This is a genomic window from Novosphingobium sp. (genome assembly GCF_032093395.1).
GTDB lineage: Bacteria > Pseudomonadota > Alphaproteobacteria > Sphingomonadales > Sphingomonadaceae > Novosphingobium.
Map to the genome: position 1 here is coordinate 246 of NZ_DAMDBA010000077.1, position 23,423 is coordinate 23,668.

Consider the following 23,423-nt stretch of genomic DNA (forward strand, 5'->3'; position numbering starts at 1 on the left):
CGCCGCCCATGCCCGCGCCAATGCCGCCGCCGCGCGCCTGGCCGGGGACGACGCCGCATGCACCTGGTGGATCGCGATCTGCCGCCAGCTCGACCGCCGCATGGCCGACGCCTTCGCGCACCGCATCGGCAACGGCTGACCCCTCGGCGGAAGCGGGGGCACGGACAACTCCAGCCTTGGGAAACATTCCGCAAGACCAGCGACACCCACCGTTAGCGTCCAGCCTCTACAATAGCCTTGCGTACTCTTCCGGCGCGACCGCCTGCCCTTTGCTCGGGGCGACTCGCATAAGCTGACGCTTGCCGGTCATCGGCGCGTGCGAGAGACTCGAAGCGGCATGCAGCGGATGCAATCTGCGCTGTGCCGATTGCGTAAAAGAGGCCGAAACCCTCGTTTCGGGCAGCGTTTTCCGCGCACTCGCATGGCTTATTGCAATTGCGAACTATTATCAGTAAAAAGCGACATATGAGCCTTTCGCATGGGCTTTTCCCGGTTGCATTGTCGGTTCGGGGGGCGTAGGCCGCCCCACATTGAACACCGGCACCTGCCTCAGCGGGACAAGCGCAGGCCGCCATTTCGTCCGTTGGTCCCGCCTTTGGGAAGGACAAGCAAGCATCATGGCTCGTAAGAAGATTGCCCTCATCGGCGCCGGCAACATCGGCGGCACCCTCGCGCACCTCGCCGCGCAGAAGGAACTGGGCGATATCGTCCTCTTCGACGTGGCTGAAGGCCTGCCCCAGGGCAAGGCGCTGGACCTGTCGCAGTGCGGCCCCGTTGAAGGCTTCGACGCCAAGATCACCGGCACCAACGACTACGCGGACATTGCCGGCGCAGACGTGATCATCGTCACCGCCGGTGTCGCCCGCAAGCCGGGCATGAGCCGCGACGACCTGCTCGGCATCAACCTCAAGGTGATGAAGGCCGTCGGCGAAGGCATCGCTGCCAACGCGCCCGACGCATTCGTGATCTGCATCACCAACCCGCTCGACGCGATGGTCTGGGCGCTGCGCGAATTCTCGGGCCTTCCCCACAACAAGGTCGTCGGCATGGCCGGCGTGCTCGACTCGGCCCGCTTCTCGACCTTCCTCGCCTGGGAATTCGGCGTCTCGATCCGCGACGTGAACACCTTCGTGCTCGGCGGCCACGGCGACACCATGGTGCCGGTCGTGCAGTACTCGACCGTCAACGGCATCCCGGTTCCGGACCTCATCAAGCAGGGCCGCACCACCCAGGAAAAGATCGACGCGATCGTGCAGCGCACCCGTTCGGGCGGCGGCGAGATCGTCGGCCTGCTCAAGACCGGCTCGGCCTTCTACGCGCCTGCCGCCTCGGGCATCGCCATGGCCGAAGCCTACCTGAACGACCAGAAGCGCATCCTGCCGATCGCCGCCTATGTCGACGGCCAGTACGGCGTTGACGGCCTCTACGTCGGCGTGCCCGCAGTAATCGGCGCGGGCGGCGTCGAGGAAATCGTCGAAATCGAACTGGACGACGAAGCCAAGACCAACCTCCAGGTCTCGGTCGACGCGGTCAAGGAACTGCTGGTCGCCTGCAAGGGCATCGACGGCACCCTGGCCTGATCCGAACTAGACGGCCCCGCCCGCCCCGTAATTCGACGGGGCGGGCGGGGCTTCGGCCTATCCGGCCGTTGATTTTACGATCTGGACGGTTGCACTTCGCGGAATTTGCGCCAAGGCGCTTCCCAAGCCGGAATCGGCCTACACCAGGAACAGGAATTAGGATTCCCTATGTCCATTCTCGTCAACAAGAACACCAAGGTCATTACCCAGGGTATGACCGGTGCCACCGGCACCTTCCACACCGAACAGGCCCTTGCGTACGGTACGCAGATGGTCGCCGGCGTGACTCCCGGCAAGGGCGGCACGACCCACATCGGTCTGCCGAACTACAACACCGTCGCCGAAGCCAAGGCCGCGACCGGTGCGACCGCCACCTGCATCTACGTTCCGCCGCCGTTCGCGGCCGACTCGATCCTGGAAGCGATCGACGCCGAGATGGAACTGATCGTCGCGATCACCGAGGGTATCCCGGTTCTCGACATGGTCCGCGTGAAGCGCGCCCTTTCGGGCTCGAAGTCGCGCCTGATCGGTCCGAACTGCCCCGGCGTCCTGACCCCCGGCGAATGCAAGATCGGCATCATGCCCGGCAGCATCTTCTCCAAGGGTTCGGTCGGCGTCGTCTCGCGTTCGGGCACGCTCACCTATGAAGCCGTGTTCCAGACCACCAACGCAGGCCTGGGCCAGACCACCGCAGTCGGCATCGGCGGCGACCCGGTCAACGGCACCAACTTCATCGACGTCCTGGAACTGTTCCTGGCCGACGACGAAACCAAGTCGATCATCATGATCGGCGAAATCGGCGGCAGCGCCGAAGAAGAAGCGGCCCAGTTCCTCAAGGACGAAGCCAAGCGCGGCCGCAAGAAGCCCATGGCGGGCTTCATCGCCGGTCGCACGGCGCCTCCGGGCCGCCGCATGGGCCACGCCGGCGCGATCGTGTCGGGCGGCCAGGGCGGCGCCGAGGACAAGATCGCGGCGATGGAAGAAGCGGGCATCCGCGTCTCCGCCTCGCCGTCGCTTCTGGGTGAAACCCTTGTGGAAGTCCTCAAGGAACTCGCCTGACCCCATACCCGCGGGCGGCGCGAATCTTCGGATTTGCGCCGCCACGGGCCCCACAGGCGATCCGGCACGTTCGAGATGCCGGACGCACATGCGAACGAAACGGCCCCTCCTCTCCCTCGGGACCATCGAACGCACTATTTAGCTTGGTAGCGCCGGCCGTTTTCCGGCGCGACAAAAGGTGACACCCGATGGGCGACGAAAGTTTCGACTTCACCCCCGATGAGGCCCTCGACGGCCCGCAGGCCGGCCCGAGCTGGCAGCGCAAGAACTGGCCGCTCGTAGGAGCGGAATTCGAGGACGACCTGACCCAGGGCCTCGACCCCAGCGCGCTCAAGATCAAGATCGAGAAAGCAGCGGCAAAGGGCGGCCAGAAGGTCGACCAGTCCCGCATAGACGAAGCCGCGGCCGACGCAATCCGCGCCATGATGCTGATCCGCACATATCGCGTGCGCGGTCACCTGGCTGCCGAACTCGACCCGCTCGGCCTCAACCAGCGCCAGCTTCCCGCTGACCTCACGCCCGAATACCACGGCTTCGTAGGCGCCGCGCAGGACCGTCCGGTCTACGTCGGTGGCGCGCTCGGCCTGGAGTGGACGACCGTCCGCGAGATCGTGCAGATCCTGCGCGCGAACTATTGCGGCAAGGTCGGCCTCGAATACATGCACATCGCCGATGTCGAGGAACGCCGTTTCCTCCAGGAGCGCATGGAAGGCGCCGACAAGGAAATCGAGTTCACCCCCGAGGGCAAGAAGGCGATCCTTCAGGCCGTCGTCCGCGGTGAGCAGTACGAGAAGTTCCTCGGCAAGAAGTACGTCGGCACCAAGCGCTTCGGCCTAGACGGCGGCGAAGCCATGATCCCGGCGCTCGAAGCCGTGATCAAGTACGGCGGCACGCTGGGCGTCAAGGAAATCGTGTATGGCATGGCCCACCGCGGCCGCCTGAACGTGCTCGCGAACGTCCTTGCCAAGCCCTACAAGGTGATCTTCCACGAATTCTCGGGCGGCACCGCCAACCCGGAAGACGTGGGCGGCTCGGGCGACGTGAAGTACCACCTCGGCACTTCGGCCGACCGTGAGTTCGACGGTATCAAGGTCCACATGAGCCTGATGCCGAACCCGTCGCACCTCGAAACCGTCGACCCGGTCGTGCTCGGCAAGGTCCGCGCCTACCAGACCATCGCCGACGACATCGGCGACGATATCGGCCCCGGTGCCAAGCACAAGCAGGTGCTGCCGGTCCTCATCCACGGTGACGCGGCCTTCGCCGGCCAGGGCATCATCTGGGAGTGCTTCGGCCTCTCGGGCGTGAAGGGCTACAACACCGGCGGTTGCATCCACTTCATCATCAACAACCAGATCGGCTTCACGACGAGCCCGCAGTTCGCGCGCAACTCGCCGTACCCGTCGGACGTGGCCAAGGGCGTCCAGGCGCCGATCCTGCACGTCAACGGCGACGATCCGGCTGCCGTTACCTTCGCCTGCAAGCTGGCGATCGACTATCGCCAGACCTTCGGCCGCGACATCGTGATCGATATGTGGTGCTATCGCCGCTTCGGCCATAACGAAGGCGACGAGCCCGGCTTCACGCAGCCGCTGATGTACCAGAAGATCCGCCAGCACCCGCCGGTCAGCAAGATTTACGGCGATCGCCTGAAGCAGGAAGGCGTCATCGACGACACGTTCCTGACGCAGACGGAAGCGGATTTCACCGCCCATCTCGAAGACCAGTTCGAGGCGGCCAAGACCTACAAGGCCAACCAGGCCGACTGGTTCTCGGGCCAGTGGAGCGGCTTCCATAAGCCCGCCGATCCCGAAACCGCGCGCCGCAACGTCGATACCACGATCGAGAACAAGCTGTTCGACAGCCTCGGCCGTACCCTGACCACGGTTCCCGAAGGCCTGACCGTCCACAAGACGCTGGCCCGCGTGCTCTCGGCCAAGGAAGAGATGTTCAAGTCGGGCGAAGGCTTCGACTGGGCGACGGCGGAAGCGCTCGCTTTCGGCAGCCTCGTCACCGAAGGCTACAACGTGCGCCTCTCGGGCCAGGACTGCGAACGCGGCACCTTCTCGCAGCGTCACTCGGTCTGGGTCGACCAGACGGACGAGCGCAAGTACACGCCGCTGACCACCCTGCCCCACGGCCGCTTCGAAGTGCTGAACTCGACGCTGTCGGAATATGGCGTGCTCGGCTTCGAGTACGGCTTCGCCAGCGCCGATCCGAAGACGCTGGTGCTCTGGGAAGCCCAGTTCGGCGACTTCGCCAACGGTGCGCAGATCATCATCGACCAGTACGTCGCCTCGGCCGAGTCCAAGTGGCTGCGCGCCAACGGCCTCGTCATGCTGCTGCCCCACGGCTACGAAGGCCAGGGACCGGAGCACTCGTCGGCCCGTCTGGAACGGTACCTGCAACTCTGCGCGCAGGACAACATCCAGGTCTGCAACATCACGACGCCCGCGAACTACTTCCACGTTCTGCGCCGTCAGATGCACCGTCCGTTCCGCAAGCCGCTGATCATCATGACCCCGAAGTCGCTGCTCCGCCACCCGCTGGCGAAGTCGGCCGCGTCGGAGTTCACCGGCGGCACCTTCTCGCGCATCCTGTCCGACCCCAAGGGCTCGGAAGACGCCGCGACCAAGAAGGTCATCCTGTGCTCGGGCAAGGTCTTCTACGACCTGCTCGAAGCCCGCGATGCCGCCGAGATCGACGATACCCAGATCATCCGCATCGAGCAGCTCTACCCCTTCCCGGGCGAGCCGCTGGCCCAGCGCCTGGCGCGCATGCCGAACCTCGAAGAGGTCGTGTGGTGTCAGGAAGAACCGCAGAACAACGGTTCCTGGTTCTTCGTCGAATCGCAGATCGAGGCTGCCGCCAAGGAAGCCGGAGCGGCCCAGCCGCGTCCGCGCTACGCCGGCCGCAATGCCTCGGCCTCGCCTGCCACCGGCCTCGCCAAGCGCCACGTTGCCGAACAGGCCGCGCTGGTTGCAGACGCGCTGCATCTTTCCGTTCGTTCCGAACTCCGTCGCAAGCAGAAGGCTTGAGATAAATCATGACCACCGAAGTCAAGGTCCCCGTCCTTGGGGAATCCGTCGCCGAAGCCACCATCGGCCAGTGGCTGAAGCAGCCCGGCGAAGCCGTTGCCGCTGACGAGCCCATCGCCAGCCTCGAAACCGACAAGGTCGCGATCGACGTCATGGCGCCCCACGCGGGCGTCATGGGTCAGCAGATCGCCAAGGAAGGCGACACCGTCGTCGTCGGCGCGCTGATCGCCACGATCGAAGAAGGCACCGGCGGTGCCGCGGCTCCGAAGGCAGCCGCCGCCGCTCCGGCTCCGGCCGCTGCCGCCGTCGCTCCCGCCCCTGCCGCAGCTGCCGCTTCGGCAGATGAAGGTTCGGCGGGTTCGTCGGTCCTTTCGCCGGCCGTGCGCCGCGCGATCCTGGAACACGGCATCGACCCGGCCACCATCAAGGGCACCGGCAAGGACGGCCGCATCACCAAGGACGACGTCCTCGAAGCGGCCAAGAACAAGCCCGCGTCGTCGCCTGCCGCCGCCTCGGCTGCCGCCGCTCCGGCCGCACGCAGCGAGGAACGCGTCAAGATGACGCGCCTGCGCCAGACCATCGCCAAGCGCCTGAAGTCCGCCCAGGACAACGCCGCGCTTCTCACCACCTTCAACGACGTCGACATGTCGGCCGTCATCGAGGCGCGTGAGAAGTACAAGGACGTGTTCCAGAAGAAGCACGGCATCAAGCTGGGCTTCATGTCGTTCTTCGCCAAGGCTTCGGTCCTTGCGCTCAAGGACATCCCGGCCGTCAACGCTCAGATCGACGGTGACGAGATCGTCTACCACGACTACGTCGACATCTCGGTCGCCGTCTCGGCCCCGAACGGCCTCGTCGTTCCGGTCGTCAAGGACTGCGACAAGCTGGGCTTCGCGGGCATCGAGAAGGCCATTGCCGAATTCGGCAAGAAGGCCAAGGAAGGCACGCTGACCATGGCCGACATGACCGGCGGCACCTTCACCATCTCGAACGGCGGTGTGTTCGGCGGCCTGATGTCGACCCCGATCATCAACCCGCCGCAGTCGGCCGTGCTCGGCCTGCACCGCATCGAGGACCGCGCCGTGGTGCGTAACGGCGAGATCGTGATCCGCCCGATGATGTACATCGCGCTGTCCTACGACCACCGCATCATCGACGGCCGCGAGGCGGTCACCGCGCTCAAGACCATCAAGGAAGCGATCGAGGATCCCACCCGTCTCCTCATCGACCTCTGAGTTGAAAAACCCCGCCCACCCCGATCCGGTCGGGCGGGGTTTTCACTTGAGCCGAAATGACTATTTTCCGCTCGTGCCCTGAACAGTGCGAAGCACGAGCGTACGGAGGCCTGAACAATGGCTGATTACGATTACGACGTCCTTGTCATCGGTGCCGGCCCTGGCGGCTATGTCGCAGCGATCCGCGCCGCGCAGCTCGGTCTGAAGACCGCCTGCGCCGAAGGCCGCGAGACGCTGGGCGGCACCTGCCTCAACGTCGGCTGCATCCCCTCGAAGGCCCTGCTTCACGCTTCGGAATACTTCGAAGCGGCGAAGGAAGGCGGCTCGATGGCCAAGATGGGCATCAAGGTCACGCCCGAGCTGGACCTCGACACCATGCAGGGCCAGCGCCTCGACGCGGTGAAGGGCCTGACCGGCGGCATCGAATTCCTGTTCAAGAAGAACAAGATCGACTGGCTGAAGGGCTACGCCCAGTTCAAGGACGCGCACAGCGTCGAAGTGGCCGGCAAGACCGTGACCGCCAAGAACATCGTGATCGCCACCGGTTCCTCGGTCACCCCGCTTCCGGGCGTCGAGATCGACAATGCCGGCGGCGTGGTGGTGGACTCCACCGGCGCGCTCGAACTGAAGGCCGTGCCCAAGAAGATGGTCGTCATCGGCGGCGGCGTGATCGGCCTCGAACTCGGTTCGGTCTGGCGCCGTCTCGGTGCGGAAGTCACCGTCGTCGAGTTCCTCGACCAGCTCCTGCCGGGCATGGACGGCGAAGTGCGCCGTGAAGCCGGCAAGATCTTCAAGAAGCAGGGCATGACCCTGAAGCTCGGCACCAAGGTCACCGGCGTGACCGTTGAGGGCAAGACCGCCAAGGTCACCGTCGAACCCGCCAAGGGTGGTGACGCGGAAGTCATCGAAGCCGACGTCGTGCTGGTTTCGATCGGCCGCCGTCCCAACACCGAAGGCCTCGGCCTCGGCAACATCGGTCTCGAACTGAACGCCCGCGCGCAGATCGAGACCGACCACGACTTCGCCACCAAGGTGGACGGCGTCTGGGCCATCGGCGACGTGATCCCCGGCCCGATGCTTGCCCACAAGGCCGAAGACGAAGGCATCGCCGTGGCCGAGAACATCGCGGGCCTGACCGGCATCGTGAACCATGACGTGATCCCGGGCGTGGTCTATACCCAGCCGGAATTCGCGGGCGTCGGCCTTACCGAGGAAGCCGCCAAGGAACGCGGCGCCATCAAGGTCGGCAAGTTCCCGATTCTCGCCAACTCGCGCGCCAAGACCAACCACGAGCCGGACGGCTTCGTGAAGGTGATCGCCGATGCCGAGACCGACCGCGTCCTCGGCGTGTGGTGCATCGCCTCGGTGGCGGGCACGATGATCGGCCAGGCCGCGCAGGCCATGGAATTCGGCGCGACCTCGGAAGACATCGCCTACACCTGCCACGCGCACCCGACCCATTCGGAAGCGATCAAGGAAGCGGCCATGGCCGTACTCGGCAAGCCGATCCACATCTGATCGGCGGCGTCCTTCGCAGGACAAGAGAAGGCCGGCGGCGCGAAAGCACCGCCGGCCTTTCTGCGTTGTGCCCATCGTCGTTATGCTGCGCGGACAGGGAACTTCAACGGCGGGAAACGCGACAGACATAAATGATCGCTACCTCTTTTGCTCAACAATTGAGCAAAAACTGCCTAACTTTTAGGCACTACGAGAGGATGTAAGACGTGAGCTTCCTTGCCCTGACCGCCGCAGCAACTGCCGCTCTCGCTTCGGGCGCCGCCCCCGCCCACAGCGTGCAGATCGACCATCGCGGCGCCAGCTATGCCGTGGACTACGTCACCCATGTGGAGACCAGCTCGAAGGCGATCGGCATTTCGCAAGGCACGCGCCCCAGTTCGCGCCGCTGCGTCGTCACTGCCGAAGTCAGCGTAGAACGCCGGATCCAGCCCGCCAGCGGCAGCCGCGCGATCGCGACGCGCCTGCCGGAAACGCGCAGCTTCACGCAGAACCATCCCGGCGACTGCCGCAAGGGTGGGGACGAAGGCGCGCAACTGGTCGCCGCCAAGTCCGACGCGATCGGCGCCCATGTCCGCGAACTCGCCTCGGCGGATCATCACGACACTCTGGCGGCGATCGACGCCGCGCGCGATTTCGCGGTGAACTGAAACAGGCTACACGCCGGCGCATGAACCGTTATCTGATTCCGGCGGCCTTCCCGGCCGCCGTCGCAGCCTGTCTGGCAACCGCCATCCTTGCCTCCCCCCCCGCTCTGGCACAGACCGCGTCGCCCAGCGTCTCGATCGAAGCCGCTACCGACTTGCGCGAGCGCGGTCTCAGCTGGAGCGACGGCAAGCCGGCCATGTCGCTCGACGCCACCCTGCCCCTGTCCCACAGCGTGACCGTCGATTTTGGCGCCGCGACTTTGCGCGACAGCCCCCGGCACGGCGGCGCCGATCTCGGGCTTGAGGTCGCGCCGGAAATCATGCTGCTGTCGAGCGGCGGCTGGACCCTTTCGGCCGGCGCCACCGGCCATGTCTTCGTGGGCGGCGCCGGGCTCAGCTATGCAGAGGCGAAATCGACGCTGTCCTACGCGATCGGCCCGGCGCAACTGGCACTGGGCGCAAGCTATGCCCCCTCGCAAAAGGCGATCGGCGGCAGCAATCTCTACCTCGAAGGCAATATCGCCATGTCGATCCCGACCACCGCGCTGACCCTCTACGGCGGCGGCGGCTACAGCACCGGCTCCACGCGCGGCGACGCACTCGCCGCCGAGCGCGTGCGCCGCTTGCGCCCCGACGGCAGTTACTGGGACTATTATCTGGGCGTCGAGCACCAGATGGATCGGCTCGCCCTAGGCCTGCGCTATACCGGCACTTCGGTCGGAGACGATCTTGCCCCCGGCCGCTATGTCGATCGCGACACCGGCTCCCGCCTCGCCGCCTATCTGCGCTTCACCCCCTGACGCCGCCGATTGGAACCAGGCGATGTCTCGGGTATTGTCCCTCTCCAAACGGGACATATCCGGGGCATTCACGTCATGAAGACAGAAAGCGCCTGCCGCGAAGGCGGCAAGACCATTCGGGCGACCCGATCCGCCGCGCGCTTTCTTCTTCCGCCGCTGCTGCTGGCCTTCGCGACGGCCGGATGTAAACGCGACACGCTGGACAAGCCGCCCCCAAGGGCCGACGACGCCATCGCGATCGAGCCCCAGTCCTCGCTCATCACCGTTCCCATCCATGCCGACGTGACCGGCCTTGCCGCCGCGCTGGAAAAGGAAATCCCGCGACGGCTCTGGGCGATCGATCGGCCGGAAACCCCTTGCGTCGCGTCCAAGAAGGTCAAACTGGCCTTCGTCAAGCTCAAGACACCCACCATCAAGTGCCGCATCATCGGCGAAGTGACCCGCGGTCCGCTGCGGTTCGTCGGCAAGGGCCGCGATATCGTCATGAGCATGCCGCTGCATGCCGTCGTCCGCGCCGAGGACATCGGCGGCATCCTGAAGCGGGAAACGGCCACCGCCGATGCTCTGGCCCATGCCACGGTGCGCCTTGCCCTCGGTCGGGACTGGTCTCCGCGCGGCACCGTCGACATTCGCTACGACTGGACGAACACGCCCCATCTCGATTTCCTGGGCCAGCGCATCGATTTCACCGACAAGGCGGACGAACACCTGAAGCCGGTGATCGCGCGCCTGGAACGGACCTTGCCCGGCCATCTCGCGCGGATGGAACTGCGCCCGCAGATCGAGCGGGCCTGGGCCTCGGCCTTCACCTCGCTGCTGCTGAACGAGAAAAACCCGCCGGTCTGGATGCGGGTGACGCCGGAGGAGTTGCAGTACGGCGGCTACGACCTGCGCGGTAATCACCTGCTGCTGCGGCTCGGCCTCAAGGCGCGGACCGAAACCTTCATCGGCGAGCGACCGGCCGATCCCGCGCCCCGCCCCCTCCCCCCGGTTCGCCCGCTTGAGGAAGAGGCAGGACGGCTTGCATTCTTCATCCCGGTGATCGCGGATTATCGGCAGTTGGAGCCGGTGCTGATGCGCGCCTTGCGCAAGCGCGCGCAGCGGCCCTTCGAGGTGCCGCATCTTGGCCCGATCATCGCGGACTTCAGCAAGGCCACGATCTACGGCACCACCGGGCACCGGATCGCCGTGGGGGTTACCTTCACTGCGCGCGACAAGGCGGGCCGGGTAAAGCCTGCGCGGGGAACGGTGTGGATGACGGCGATGCCGGTCAATGTCGAGAACTCGCGCAAGATCGATTTCGCGGACTTCCATGTCAGCGGCACCACCGACGCGGTGGGCGGCGATCTGCTCCTGCGTCTGGCCAACACGCCCGGATTGTCGGGCACGCTGGCATCGGCGCTGGGGCAGAATTTCGAAAAGGACTATCAGGAGCTGCTCGGGAAGATCGCCCGCGCCATCGACGACAAGCGCGAAGGCGCGTTCATGATCCGCGCACACGTGCGTCACGCCGAGACCGGCCGCATCCAGGCCAGCGGCCGGGGCCTCTATCTGCCCGTGACCGCCCAGGGAACCGCCTCGATCGAGGTGCGACCGGTGCCCTGAGGCGCAGGCGCGCTTCAAAACGGGATTCCGGCGATGCCGAACACCCTTGACGTGCAAACGATTTTATACACAGTTGCCTAACAAATTAGTTCCATCAGTCGCACGTGGGGATCGCTTGAACGCCGTATTTTGCTCCGGGATCGAAGATGGCCCGCTGCTGACATTCGGCACGGCGCCCGAGCCCGAACTCGCGGACGACATGGTGCTGGTTCGTGTCGAACTGGTTTCCATCGAAGCGATCGACCTGATCAACCTGGCGCTCTACCGACATGGTATGGCCAAGCCGCCACCGGGCGGGATCGTCGGCTGCCAGGCGAGCGGCACGGTCGAGGGCATCGGCGCACAGGTAACGCGCTTCCGCGCCGGAGACCGCGTGGTCGCCTATCACGCTTGCGGCAGCCATGCGGAGCTGTTCGTCGCGCCGGAAGCGTCCACCTGGCTTCTGCCCGAAGGGCTCGACCCCGGCTCCGCCGCCGCCGCGCCCTTCACGCTTGCCGCAACCCGGGATACGCTCTGCAACCGGGGCCGGCTACGCGCGGGCGAGACCATCCTGATCAACCACGTCACCAGCAGCCTCGGCCTTATGACCGTGCAACTGGCGCTGGAAACCGGAGCCACGGTGATCGGCATCGCCCGCGATCCGGCGTGCCGCGACCGTCTGCGCAAGATCGGCCTAACCGAAATCCTCAGCGCCACCCGGGACGACGTGATGGCCCGGTGCCTGGAACTGACGCAGGGCCGGGGGGTCGATTTCGTGTTCGACGTCAGCGCCGGGGAACGTACGGCAGATCTGGCGAGACTGGTGGTCCCCGGAGGCCGCTATGCCGCCTTCTCGGTGATCGACAGCCTGGCCGACCAGCCTTACGGCCGCGACGGCTATGGCAGGGACGGAACGGGACCAGAACTCGATCGCCTTCCGATCATGACCGCTTCGCCCATGCACGATCCCGCGGTCCACGCGCAGGTCGGCGTCATGATGGACCGCATCGCCAAGGGCGAACTGCAACTCCCGATCGAGCACGAGTTCGCCCTCTGCGAAGCCGCCGAGGCCTACGACTTCATCCTGCACGGCCAGCCTTTCGGCCATGTCGTGATGAGGCCGTAGGGCGCGTCAGATCGCTTCGGGCCTCAGATCGCCTCGGGATGGACCGGGCGGATGTCCACCGGCAGGTCCGCCATGCTGGCGATCACGTCTTCGGCTTCCGGATCGAGCTTCGCCCAGCGCGCCATGAAGGTCTTGGTGCCCTCATAGTCGCCGCGCGCCTGAAGCATCAGCATGTCACGCAACAGGTCGCGCAGGCCCGCTTCCATCTTCGCGTCGTCGTAAGTGTAGCGCTTCGTCGCGGAGTCGTAAGTGAAGGCGCCCTTGTCGCGCAGATAGCCGTATTGCAGCGCCGCGCCCTTGCCGTGGGCCTCCACCGCGCCGAACCGCACCGCACGGAAAATGCCGGCGACATAAGTGGCGAAAAGCTGCGGGCGTTCCGAAGCGGGGATTTCGCCCTTCTTCATCATCAGCAGGATATCCCAGACGCCCGCGACATCGGCCTTGGCCTCCTCGATCGCGGAATTCTGCTCCTTCAGCGCCTTGTCCACCGTGGTGGTCTGGCCGTTCACGACGATCGTGCCCGGCCCCAGGCTGTGCGACAGTTCGTGGAACAGCGTCTCAAGCTGCATGTACTTGCGATCGACCAGAGCCGCCTGCGACGGCACCAGCACCAGTGCGCCCATCGGCTTCAGGATACGGTCGAACTTGGCGCCCAGCACGTTGGAGAGGATCACCTTCTTCGCGCCCTTGGCCTCGCGCACGCGCTCGTCGTTGGGCAGGTTGAAGGCCACCGTCTGCGGGCCCGGCACATTGTCGCCGCCGCCGCGAATCTGCTCGGCCACGGCGATCGGGCTTTCGAAGCCGCGCTGGAAGTTCTTGTACTCCTCCGCGATCGGCAGGTTCGCCTCCATGTCGCGCAAGTAGTTCTTGTACTTGGCGAGCGCAGCCGATTCGACCGGATCCTTCAGCGTCACGAAGCTCTCGAACGAAGTCTTCGCGCCCATCAGCCGGTCGGTATAGACCTCGTAAGGCCCGATCGCGACTTCGATCGGCGTGTCCTTCAGGTCCATCCACGCCAGTTCGCTCTCGTAGTAGTCGTCCGTGCGGAAGGCCTTGGCGCGCAGCGAGAGGAAGGTCTTCAGGCTGGCATTGCTCGTCCGCGCCGCCGCCTGATCCAGCAGCTTGGCCGCCGGCTCCAGCCATTCCCTGTAAGCCACCGAATAGGGCACCGCGACCAGCTTGGCGCCGTCCCGGCGGACCACCGTATAGGGGCTGGTGAGCGCCGCCTTTTCACCCGGATGAGCCGCAAGATAGGCCTCGAAATCGGCCCGAGTCAGGTCTTCCGGATAGAACCCCGCGCCTTCCGGCATCGGCGTAGTGCCCCAGAACGGGTGGAGATCGGCCAGCTCGTCCCAGGGGCCGAAATTGCGGTCGAACATCTCGACCAGCAGATCGCGATCGGCGCGGCGGTTCATCGACACCGCACGGCGCACCTGCGGATTCTCGGCATAGCGCTGGCGCAGATAGACCTCGCTCATCAGGTCGGACGCCTTGATGAGCAGGTTCACCACGTCGCGCTCCTCGGCCGAGAGGAACTTCGTCTCCACCTCCATCGGGATCGTCGCCAGCTTCGCCTTCTGCGCGGCAAGGTCGTAGGCCGGTTCAGCCGCAAGGGCCGGAACGGAAACGAGGCTGGTCGCGGCGAGCAGCGCGGAGGCGAGGAGAAACTGGGGCATGGTCGGGTCCGTATGGTGGGATTTCTTGGGCCGGACCCTAGGCTTCTCGTTTAGGGAAAGAAAGATAGAAGCAGGGGAGCATAGCCCCCCTGCACCCCCAGGACTGTCGAGGTCATGCGGACCAACCGCGTCGTGCGCCCATGGCTGCGTCGGGAGACCTATAGGCTGCGCCGCAAGGAGCGCACTACGGATAGGTCGCGCGCGGCGCCGACATTCCGAGGGTCCGGGGGATCATCCCCCGGTCTTCCCCTTTTTAGACTTCCAACAACCGATCCGCCTGCGCCCGCGCCTCGGCCGTCACCTCGGCCCCGGAAAGCATCCGCGCGATCTCTTCCTTGCGCTCGCCCTCGTCGAGCAGCGCCACCGAGGTCCGCGTGACGGTGCCTTCGCTGGACTTGGCGATCATGTAATGCCGCCGCCCGCGCGCCGCGACCTGCGGGCTGTGGGTGACGGCAAGAAGCTGCCCTTCCGAGGCAAGCCGCGCCAGGCGCTCGCCGATGGCGCTGGCCACCGCGCCGCCCACGCCGCGGTCGATCTCGTCGAAGATCACCGTCGCCGCGCCGCCCTCTTCCGCCAGCGCCACCTTCAGCGCGAGGATGAAGCGCGAGAGTTCGCCGCCCGAGGCGATCTTGGCCAGAGGCGCGAAGTCGGCGCCGGGATTGGTGCTGATGAGGAATTCCACCGCATCCATGCCCTGCGCATTCCAGCGCTCCTCGGGCAGGCGGATCACCGAAGTCTGGAACCGCGCGGCATCGAGCTTGAGCGGCGCGAGTTCGGCGGCGACCGCCTTGTCGAGCCGCTTGGCGGCAGCGCGGCGCAAGTCGTGCAATGCCTCCGCCTGCTCGCGATAGACCAGCGCGGCCTTCTGCGCGGCGCGTTCCAGCCCGGCCACATGTTCCTCGCCGCCTTCGATGGCGTCGAGCGCGCTGCGCATCTCGCGCATCTTCTCGGGCAGGTCATCCACCTGGCAGCCCTGCTTGCGTGCGGCGGCGCGAAGGTCGAACAGGCGGGTTTCGATGCGGTCAAGCTCATCGGGGTCGAAGGCCAGCGCCTCGGCGGCGCGGTCGAGCCGGTCTTCCGCCTCGCTCGCCTCGATCACCGCGCGGTCGAGCGCTTCCAGTGCCTCGGCCAGCAGCGGGTGCTCCCCGGCTATCCGGTCGAGCCTGCGCGAGGCGCCGCGCAGGGTGGCGAGCGCCGAATCGGATCCGGTCCAGAGATGCTGGAGCGCCACGAGATCGTCCGAGAGCTTCTCGCCCTTCTGCATTCCGGCGCGGGCCTGGGCGAGTTCTTCTTCTTCGCCTTCCGCCGGCGCCAGCGCATCGAGTTCGGCAAGATGCGCCAGCAGCAGGTCCTGGTCCTCGGCCGCCTTGGCGACTTGTGCCCGGGCGGTATCGAGCGCGTTCTGCGCCGCCCGCCAGGTCTTCCAGGCCGCCTCGACCCCGGCGACGTCGCCCCCGGCAAAACGGTCGAGCAAGGCGCGGTGGCCGCGCGAATTGACGAGGCCGCGATCGTCGTGCTGGCCGTGGATCTCGACCAGCGCGGGCGCGATCTCGCGCAGCAGGGCGACGCCCACCGGCTGGTCGTTGAGGAAGGCACGGCTGCCGCCATCGGCCTTGAGCTGGCGCTTGAGGATCAGCGGCTCGCCCGGTTCGATGTCGATATCGGCATCATCGAGCACGGCCCGGAGGTTCCCCGGCAGTTCGGAAAATTCGAAACTGGCGGTTACCGTGGCGCGGGATTCCCCGGCGCGAACCAGCCCGCTATCGGCGCGATTGCCGATCACCAGGCCCAGCGCATCGAGCAGGATCGACTTGCCCGCGCCGGTTTCGCCGGTGAGAACGCCCAGCCCCCTGGCGAAATCCAGGTCGAGCGCTTCGATCAGCACGATGTTGCGGATGGAGAGGCGGTTCAGCATGTTCGCGATCCGTTCTAGCGAAAACCGGGCCGCCCGTCACGCCTCTTCATGCGCCCCTGCCGGACCGGCGCCTCGCGGCAGACCTTCCGGACCTGCCGCGAGGCGCTACGAAAGGCCTCAGGAGAGGTTCTGCGGCGCGTTCTTGTTCATCAGCTTGTAGGCACGATCGTACCACTTGCTGTCCGGATAGTTGTGTTCGAGCACGGCGGCGGCCTTCTGCGCTTCCTCGGGCACGCCGAGCGCAAGGTAGCCTTCCACCAGACGGAACAGCGCTTCGGGCGCATGGCTGGTGGTCTGGAAATTGTCGACCACGTTGCGGAAGCGCAGCGTTGCCGCCAGCCACTTGCCGCTGTTCTCATAACCACGACCGATGGTCATTTCCTTGCCCGCGAGGTGATCGTTGACGAGGTCGATCTTCAGCTTGGCGTCCGAGGCATAAGGCGTGTTCGGATAGCGGCGCATCACGTCGGTCAGGGCCTGCTTGGCCTGCTCGGTGGTCTTCTGGTCGCGCGTGACGTCGCTGATCTGCTCGTAATAGCAGATCGCGATCAGGTAGTAGGCGTAAGGCGCGTCCTTGTTGCCGGGATGGATCGACAGGAAGCGCTGCGCCGACTGGATCGACTTGGTATAGTCGCGCGCGGCATAGTAGCTGAACGCGCTCATCAGCTGGGCGCGACGGGCCCAGGGCGAATAGGGGTGCTGGCGCTCCACCTCGTCGAACAGCGCGGCGGCCTGCCGGGTGCGCCCTTCGTTCAGGCGTTGCTGCGCGGCGGCATAGAGCGTGTCGACATCGCGCGCGACGTAGGCCGTGTCCTTGGCTCCGCCCCCACGCCCGGCACATCCGGCGGTCAATACGAGCGCCCCGGTGGCGGCGGCGGTAAGGGCGATCTTGAAGCGCGAGCGTTCGAACATGGGGCCGGTCTATAGCCAGCGCTTTGCTGAACGCCAAGTGAAGTTGCGCGTCGATACACATTAGCGGTGAGCGCGGCGGGATTCACGCGTCGCCCCGCGCAGAAATACTCGGGAATAGGCCCGCTTCGCCATTGTGCGGCGCGCTCCGCCTGCCATAGTCGGCGGACAATGGCCGGCAGCAACGCACTCTCTTCCCCCGTCATGTCCGACGCGCTCGTGATCCTCGGCGCGGCGGGCATCGTGATTCCCGTGTTCAACCGATTCCGCATCACCCCGGTCATCGGCTTCATCCTCGTCGGCCTGCTGGTCGGCCCGTTCGGCCTGGGCCGGCTGGTGTTCGACACGCCGTGGCTGTCCTGGGTAACCATCACCGATCCAGACGGGCTGGAGATATTCGCCGAATTCGGCATCATCCTGCTACTGTTCTCGATCGGCCTGGAACTCTCCTTCGGGCGATTGTGGGCGATGCGAAGATTCGTCTTCGGGCTGGGATCGCTGGAACTGATCCTGACCGGCAGCGCGCTCACCTTCTTCTTCGCCGCCATCGGCCAGGGCTTCTCCGGGGCCATGGCGCTGGGTCTGGCGCTCGCGCTCTCGTCCACCGCGCTGGTGCTGAAGATGACGGACACCACCACCCCGGTCGGCCACGCCGCCCTGGCGATGCTGCTGTTCGAGGATATCGCGCTGGTGCCGATCATCTTCCTGCTCGGCGCGCTCGCCCCCCACGCCAAGGGCGCGGGGATGGACGGCCTGATCCATACGCTGGTCTGGGGCACCCTGGTGATCACGGCGCTGCTAGTGCTTGGCCGCTACCTGCTGCCGCCACTGTTCGCCCAGGCGGCCCGCACCAAGAGCCCGGAACTGTTCCTGGCGGCCAGCCTGCTGGTGGTTATCCTCGCCTCGCTGGCGACCGGCGCCACCGGCCTGTCCCCGATCGTCGGCGCCCTCGTCGCCGGCCTGCTGATCGCGGAGACCGAATATCACACCGAAGTCGAGCAGATCATCGAGCCGTTCAAGGGCCTCGCACTCGGGGTGTTCCTGATCACCATAGGCATGAGCATCGACTTGCGAATCGTGTGGGAAAACCTGGCGTCGATCCTGATCGCCACGGTCGGCGTGATCCTGCTCAAGTCCACGGTAACCGGACTGCTGCTGCGCATGATGGGCGCCCGCCGCGGCACCGCGACCGAAACCGGCATTCTCATGTCGAGCCCCTCGGAAACCACCCTGATCGTGCTGAGCGCCGCCGGCGCCGCACAGCTCATCCAGCCCGGCACCGCCATGTTCTGGCAGATCGTGACCGCGCTCGGCCTGACGGTCACACCCCTGCTCTCGATGATCGGCAAAGTCCTTGCCCGACAGGTGGACAGCGTGGAGGCGGCGCACCAGCCCGCCGAAGCGCCCGACAAGCCGCGGGTGCTGATCGTCGGTTTCGGCCGGGTCGGGAGGCTCGTGGCAGACATGCTGGCGCGCCACGGCCGCCCCTACATCGCGGTGGACAGCAATACCGACCTCGTCACCGATGGCCGCCGCCACGGCTACACGGTCGCCTTCGGAGACGCCGGTCGCGGCGATGCCATGCTGCGCTTCGGCGCGGCGGGCGCGGCGGCGGTGATCCTGACCATGGATGAGCCGGTGACGGCACAGCGCATCGTCCGCAAGCTGCGCGCCGATTTCCCCGACCTGCCGATCATCGCCCGCGCCCGCGATGCCGAGCACGCCGCCGTGCTCTACCGGGCCGGGGCCACGCACGCCGTGCCCGAAACGCTCGAAAGCTCGCTGCAACTTTCCGAAGCCGCGCTCACCGAGATCGGCGTCGCCATGGGCCCGGTGATCGCCTCGATCCACGAAAAGCGGGATGAATTCCGCGAGCAGATCATGCAGCAGGGCGGATTGTCCCAGAAGCCGGCGCTAAAATCGAGCCAGCTGCGCGAGCCGGAAAAAGCCTAGGCGCTCAGCCGAGGCAATCAGGCTGGGCGGGGCTCGAACACCGACCATCCGGTGCGCTGAACGAGCCGCTCCAGCGCCATCTGGCCAAGCTGGGAATTGCCGCTTTCGTTGAGCCCGGGCGACCATACGGCCACGCTGGCAATTCCCGGCGCCACCGCCAAGATACCGCCGCCCACCCCGGACTTCCCGGGCAGGCCGATGCGATAGGCGAAGTCGCCCGAGTTGTCGTAATGCCCGCAGGACATCATCAGCGCATTGATGCGCCGTGCCCGTTTCTCGCTGATCACCCGGTGGCTGTCTGCCCCGCCTCCACCCGAACGCCCGCCGTTCATCAGATAGCGCCCCGCGAGCGCCAGCTGGCGACAGCTCATCGCCAGGGCGCAGAAATGGAAATAGGTGCCCAGAACAAGTTCAACATCGCCGTGGATCGTGCCGAAGGCGCGCATGTAGTTGGCGAGCGCGCGGTTGCGAAAGCCCGTCTCGCGCTCGGCGGCGGCCACCCGCTCGTCGATGGCGATGCTGTCGTCACCCGCCAGTTCGCGGACGAAACGCAGCATCTGTCCGATCGCCTCGCGCGGTTGCAGGCGTCCCAGCAGGACATCGGTCACGACGATGGCGCCCGCGTTGATAAAGGGATTGCGCGGAATTCCGTGCTCGGTCTCCAACTGGACGATCGAGTTGAAGGCACTTCCCGAAGGTTCGCGCCCCACGCGCGCCCATAACTGGTCGCCCACGGCGCCCAAAACCAAGGTCAGCGCGAAGACCTTGGAGATCGACTGTATCGAAAACGCCTCGTCCGCGTCACCCGCCGTATGCACGGCCCCATCGGCCATGACCACCGCCAGACCGAACTTGTCGAGCGGCACTTGCGCCAGCGGGGCGATGTAGTCCGCAACTTTGCCCCGGCTGCCAACCGCGCGCATTTCCTCGGCTACTTCGCTGACGATGACGGCGATCGACGACATAGACGGTGCCCCATTACGTCGTCCCGGACTCGATCCGGGACCGCTGGCCGTGAACAGCCCACCTAGCGGCAAGGCGCCCTGCCTCAAGCTATCGTCTAAAGAATTGCCAGCGGTCCCGGATCAAGTCCGGGACGACGGACAATTCACCCCGCCAGAACCGCCTTCACGGCAGCAATCGCATCCGCAGCCTTGTCGCCGTCGGGACCGCCACCCTGGGCCATGTCGGCCCGGCCGCCACCGCCCTTGCCGCCCAGCGTTTCGACGCCCTTGCGGACGAGATCGACGGCGCTGATCGTGCCGGTGAGATCCTCCGTCACGGCCGCTGCGATAGAGGCCTTGCCCTCGTTCACCGCGACGATCGCGGCCACGCCCGAGCCCATCCGTTGCTTGGCCTGATCGAGCAGTCCACGCAGTTCTTTGGGATCGAGCCCCTCGAGAACCTGGCCCGAGAACTTCACGCCGTTCACGTCCTCGTCGGCGCTTTCGGCCTTGGCCCCGCCGCCGCCGAGGGCAAGCGCCTTCTTCGCTTCGGCCAGTTCGCGTTCCAGCTTGCGGCGCTCTTCGAGCAGCGCGGCAACGCGGGCCTCGACGTCCTCCGGCGTGGTGCGCAGCGCGCTGGCGGCACCCTTGAGTGCTTCCTCGCGGGCCACGAGCCACTGGCGGGCGCCTTCGCCGGTCAGCGCCTCGATGCGGCGCACGCCAGAAGAGACCGCGCTTTCCGAAACGATGCGGAAAACGCCGATGTCGCCGGTGGCGCGCACGTGGGTGCCGCCGCAAAGCTCGACCGAATAGTTGCGCTCGCCCGCTTCCGTCTTGGCGCTGCGGCCCATCGAGAGCACGCGCACTTCATCGCCGTACTTTTCGCCGAACAGCGCCATGGCGCCGGCGCCGATCGCGTCGTCGGGCGTCATGAGGCGGGTAAGCACCGGATCGTTGGCCCGAATCTCCGCGTTCACTTCGGCTTCGATGGCCGCGATGTCCTCGGCGTCGAGCGCCTTGGGATGCGAGAAGTCGAAGCGCAGGCGCTCGGCGGCGACCAGCGAGCCCTTCTGGGTGACGTGATCGCCCAGGCGGTTGCGCAGCGCGGCGTGAAGCAAGTGCGTGGCCGAGTGGTTGGCGCGCACCGCATCGCGGCGCTCGACATCGACCGTGAGGTTGACGGCATCGCCCACCTTGATCGTCCCGGCCTCGACCGTACCGCTCATGGCGTGAAGGCGGCCGAGCGGCTTCGAGGTGTCGGTGACGACGATCTTCAGGCCGTTGGCGCCGGCAATCGTGCCGCGATCGCCTTCCTGACCGCCCGATTCGCCATAGAACGGCGTCTGGTTGGTGAGCACCACGACGTCTTCGCCGGCGGTAGCGGACTGGACTTCCTTGCCGTCCTTCACAAGCGCCACGACCTGGCCTTCGCCGGTGGTCGAGGCATAGCCGGTGAACTCGCTGGCACCTTCACGCTCGGCGATGTCGAACCAGACTTCACTGTCGGCAGCCTGGCCGGAGCCCTTCCATGCGGCGCGGGCGGCCGCCTTCTGCTGGGCCATGGCGGCGTCGAAACCGGCACGGTCCACGGCGATGCCGCGCGAACGCAGCGCGTCCTCGGTGAGATCGTAAGGGAAGCCGAAGGTGTCGTAGAGCTTGAACGCGGTCTCGCCGGGCAGCTCTCCGCCCTCACCCATGCCACCGGTAGCTTCGTCGAGCAGCTTGAGGCCGTTGGCCAGGGTGCGGCGGAACTGCACTTCCTCGCGCTCGAGCGTTTCCTCGATCAGCGGCTGGGCGCGGCCGAGTTCCGGATAGGCCTGGCCCATTTCGGCCACGAGCGCGGGCACCAGGCGGTGCATCAGCGGATCCTTCGCACCCAGCAGGTGGGCATGGCGCATGGCGCGGCGCATGATGCGGCGCAGGACGTAACCGCGGCCTTCGTTCGACGGCAGCACGCCGTCGGCCAGCAGGAAGCTGGTCGAGCGCAAGTGATCCGCGATCACGCGGTGACTGGCGCGCTGCTCGCCTTCGGCGGCAACGCCGGTCAGGCTTTCGGATGCCGAGATCAGCGCCTTGAACGTGTCGATATCGTAGTTATCGTGCACGCCCTGCATGACCGCCGAGATGCGCTCGAGGCCCATGCCGGTGTCGATCGAGGGCTTGGGCAGGTTGCCGACGATTTCGCCCGCCGACTGCTCGAACTGCATGAACACGAGGTTCCAGATTTCGATGAAGCGGTCGCCGTCCTCTTCCGGCGATCCCGGAGGGCCGCCCCAGATGTGGTCGCCGTGGTCGAAGAAGATTTCCGAGCACGGACCGCAGGGGCCTTCGTCGCCCATCGCCCAGAAGTTGTCCTTCGTCGGGATGCGGATGATCTTCGATTCCGGCAGGCCGGCGATCTTCTTCCAGAGTTCGAAGGCTTCGTCGTCCGTATGGTAGACGGTGACCAAAAGCTTATCGACCGGGAGGCCCCATTCCTTCGTCAGCAGGGTCCAGGCGTGGGTGATCGCCTGTTCCTTGAAATAGTCGCCGAAGGAGAAATTCCCCAGCATTTCGAAGAAGGTGTGGTGCCGGGCGGTGTAGCCGACGTTGTCGAGATCGTTGTGCTTGCCGCCGGCGCGGACGCACTTCTGCGAGGAGGTGGCGCGCGGCGCGAAGGGCGTTTCAAGACCCGTGAACACGTTCTTGAACGGCACCATGCCGGCATTCACGAACATCAGCGTCGGGTCGTTGTAAGGAACGAGCGGCGCGGACTGAACGGCCTCGTGACCATTGCTGGCGAAATAGTCGAGGAAGGACCGGCGGATTTCGTTGGTCGTGTGCATAGTCCGCGCCGATAATCCAGCGACGCGGCGGCGGCAAGCGGCTTGCTGCAGTCAGACTGTTCGGTTTTCGCGATAAGCGCAGCCAATCTGGCGGTGTTGCATGTGTGCCACGGGTTTTGGCTGCGTGCGTCGGCCCGGACTTGATCCGGGACCGCTGGCCGTGAACAGCCCATCGCTCGGCGAGGCGCCCCGCGCTATAGTTCGTGCCTCAAGATTTGCCAGCGGTCCCGGATCAAGTCCGGGACGACGGTTTTGCCAAGTCGCAGCTTAAACAAAAACCCCGGCGCGATGGCCGGGGTTTTCTTCGTTCTGCGGGGACACGCAGACTTGTTCGGCCCGGACTTACTCGGTGTCGTCTTCCGCCGAGGGGCCGACCATCATTTCTTCGGCAAGGCCCGCGGTCTGTGCGCGGATTGCCTTTTCGAGGCGGTCGGCAACCTCGGTGTTTTCCTTCAGATAGTTCTTCGCATTCTCACGGCCCTGGCCGATGCGGATCGAATCGTAGCTGAACCAGGCACCCGACTTTTCCACGATCCCGGCCTTGACGCCGAGATCGAGGATTTCGCCGATCTTGGAAATGCCCTCGCCATACATGATGTCGAATTCGACCTGCTTGA

Annotated in this window: 15 protein-coding genes and 1 pseudogene; 10 read left to right on the forward strand and 6 right to left on the reverse strand. The window is 66.0% G+C overall.

Features of this window, described 5'->3' with window-relative positions; all coding sequences use genetic code 11:
• Window positions 1-617 precede the first annotated feature (617 nt).
• The 9 genes from mdh (at window position 618) to RT424_RS19685 (ending at window position 12,584) form a co-directional block, all read left to right on the forward strand.
• Entirely contained in the window at window positions 618-1,580 is a 963-nt protein-coding gene (gene mdh, locus RT424_RS19645; protein ID WP_313441699.1) for a malate dehydrogenase, read from the forward strand.
• Window positions 1,581-1,748: 168 nt separating this feature from the next.
• The gene (gene sucD / locus RT424_RS19650; protein ID WP_132261868.1) at window positions 1,749-2,639 is read left to right on the forward strand and encodes a succinate--CoA ligase subunit alpha; all 891 of its coding nucleotides are present in this window, start codon (window positions 1,749-1,751) and stop codon (window positions 2,637-2,639) included.
• Between the two features lie 188 nt (window positions 2,640-2,827).
• Window positions 2,828-5,677 carry a 2-oxoglutarate dehydrogenase E1 component gene (locus tag RT424_RS19655; RefSeq protein ID WP_313441702.1) on the forward strand — a complete coding sequence of 950 codons (2,850 nt, stop codon included), beginning with the start codon at window positions 2,828-2,830 and terminating at the stop codon, window positions 5,675-5,677.
• Between the two features lie 8 nt (window positions 5,678-5,685).
• The gene (odhB, locus tag RT424_RS19660) at window positions 5,686-6,912 is read left to right on the forward strand and encodes a 2-oxoglutarate dehydrogenase complex dihydrolipoyllysine-residue succinyltransferase (protein WP_313441704.1); all 1,227 of its coding nucleotides are present in this window, start codon (window positions 5,686-5,688) and stop codon (window positions 6,910-6,912) included.
• Between the two features lie 117 nt (window positions 6,913-7,029).
• Window positions 7,030-8,430 (forward strand): dihydrolipoyl dehydrogenase, encoded by a 1,401-nt coding sequence (lpdA, locus tag RT424_RS19665; protein WP_313441706.1) that lies wholly within the window; start codon window positions 7,030-7,032, stop codon window positions 8,428-8,430.
• A 206-nt stretch (window positions 8,431-8,636) separates the two neighbouring features.
• On the forward strand, window positions 8,637-9,077 hold the full coding sequence (locus RT424_RS19670; RefSeq protein ID WP_313441708.1) for a hypothetical protein: 441 nt from the start codon (window positions 8,637-8,639) through the stop codon (window positions 9,075-9,077).
• Between the two features lie 20 nt (window positions 9,078-9,097).
• Window positions 9,098-9,874 carry a TorF family putative porin gene (locus tag RT424_RS19675; RefSeq protein ID WP_313441710.1) on the forward strand — a complete coding sequence of 259 codons (777 nt, stop codon included), beginning with the start codon at window positions 9,098-9,100 and terminating at the stop codon, window positions 9,872-9,874.
• A 75-nt stretch (window positions 9,875-9,949) separates the two neighbouring features.
• Window positions 9,950-11,479, forward strand: coding sequence for a DUF4403 family protein (locus tag RT424_RS19680; protein WP_313441712.1), 1,530 nt, complete (start codon window positions 9,950-9,952; stop codon window positions 11,477-11,479).
• A gap of 115 nt (window positions 11,480-11,594) precedes the next feature.
• Window positions 11,595-12,584, forward strand: a complete 990-nt coding sequence (locus RT424_RS19685) for a zinc-binding alcohol dehydrogenase family protein (protein WP_313441714.1) — start codon at window positions 11,595-11,597, stop codon at window positions 12,582-12,584.
• A 23-nt stretch (window positions 12,585-12,607) separates the two neighbouring features.
• Here RT424_RS19685 and RT424_RS19690 read toward each other — a convergent pair whose 3' ends face one another.
• From RT424_RS19690 to RT424_RS19700, 3 genes are all read right to left on the reverse strand, one after another.
• Window positions 12,608-14,260 (reverse strand): dipeptidyl-peptidase 3 family protein, encoded by a 1,653-nt coding sequence (locus RT424_RS19690; protein ID WP_313441716.1) that lies wholly within the window; start codon window positions 14,258-14,260, stop codon window positions 12,608-12,610.
• A gap of 253 nt (window positions 14,261-14,513) precedes the next feature.
• Window positions 14,514-16,175 (reverse strand): DNA repair protein RecN, encoded by a 1,662-nt coding sequence (gene recN, locus RT424_RS19695; protein ID WP_313441718.1) that lies wholly within the window; start codon window positions 16,173-16,175, stop codon window positions 14,514-14,516.
• Window positions 16,176-16,292: 117 nt separating this feature from the next.
• A complete protein-coding gene (locus RT424_RS19700) occupies window positions 16,293-17,087 on the reverse strand; it encodes an outer membrane protein assembly factor BamD (protein WP_313441721.1) in 795 nt (264 codons plus the stop codon).
• Between the two features lie 168 nt (window positions 17,088-17,255).
• On the opposite strand from RT424_RS19700, the gene RT424_RS19705 reads away from it, so the two are divergent.
• Window positions 17,256-19,037 carry a cation:proton antiporter gene (locus tag RT424_RS19705; RefSeq protein ID WP_313441723.1) on the forward strand — a complete coding sequence of 594 codons (1,782 nt, stop codon included), beginning with the start codon at window positions 17,256-17,258 and terminating at the stop codon, window positions 19,035-19,037.
• A 17-nt stretch (window positions 19,038-19,054) separates the two neighbouring features.
• Here the strand turns inward: RT424_RS19705 and RT424_RS19710 are convergent, their stop codons facing one another.
• From RT424_RS19710 to RT424_RS19720, 3 genes and pseudogenes are all read right to left on the reverse strand, one after another.
• Complete coding sequence (locus RT424_RS19710) at window positions 19,055-20,002, reverse strand: glutaminase (RefSeq protein WP_313441725.1); 948 nt, start codon at window positions 20,000-20,002, stop codon at window positions 19,055-19,057.
• A 143-nt stretch (window positions 20,003-20,145) separates the two neighbouring features.
• On the reverse strand, window positions 20,146-22,806 hold the full coding sequence (gene alaS / locus RT424_RS19715) for an alanine--tRNA ligase (protein WP_313441727.1): 2,661 nt from the start codon (window positions 22,804-22,806) through the stop codon (window positions 20,146-20,148).
• 342 nt (window positions 22,807-23,148) lie between these two features.
• Window positions 23,149-23,423 (reverse strand): annotated as a pseudogene (locus RT424_RS19720) (DNA recombination/repair protein RecA); the annotation flags it as partial.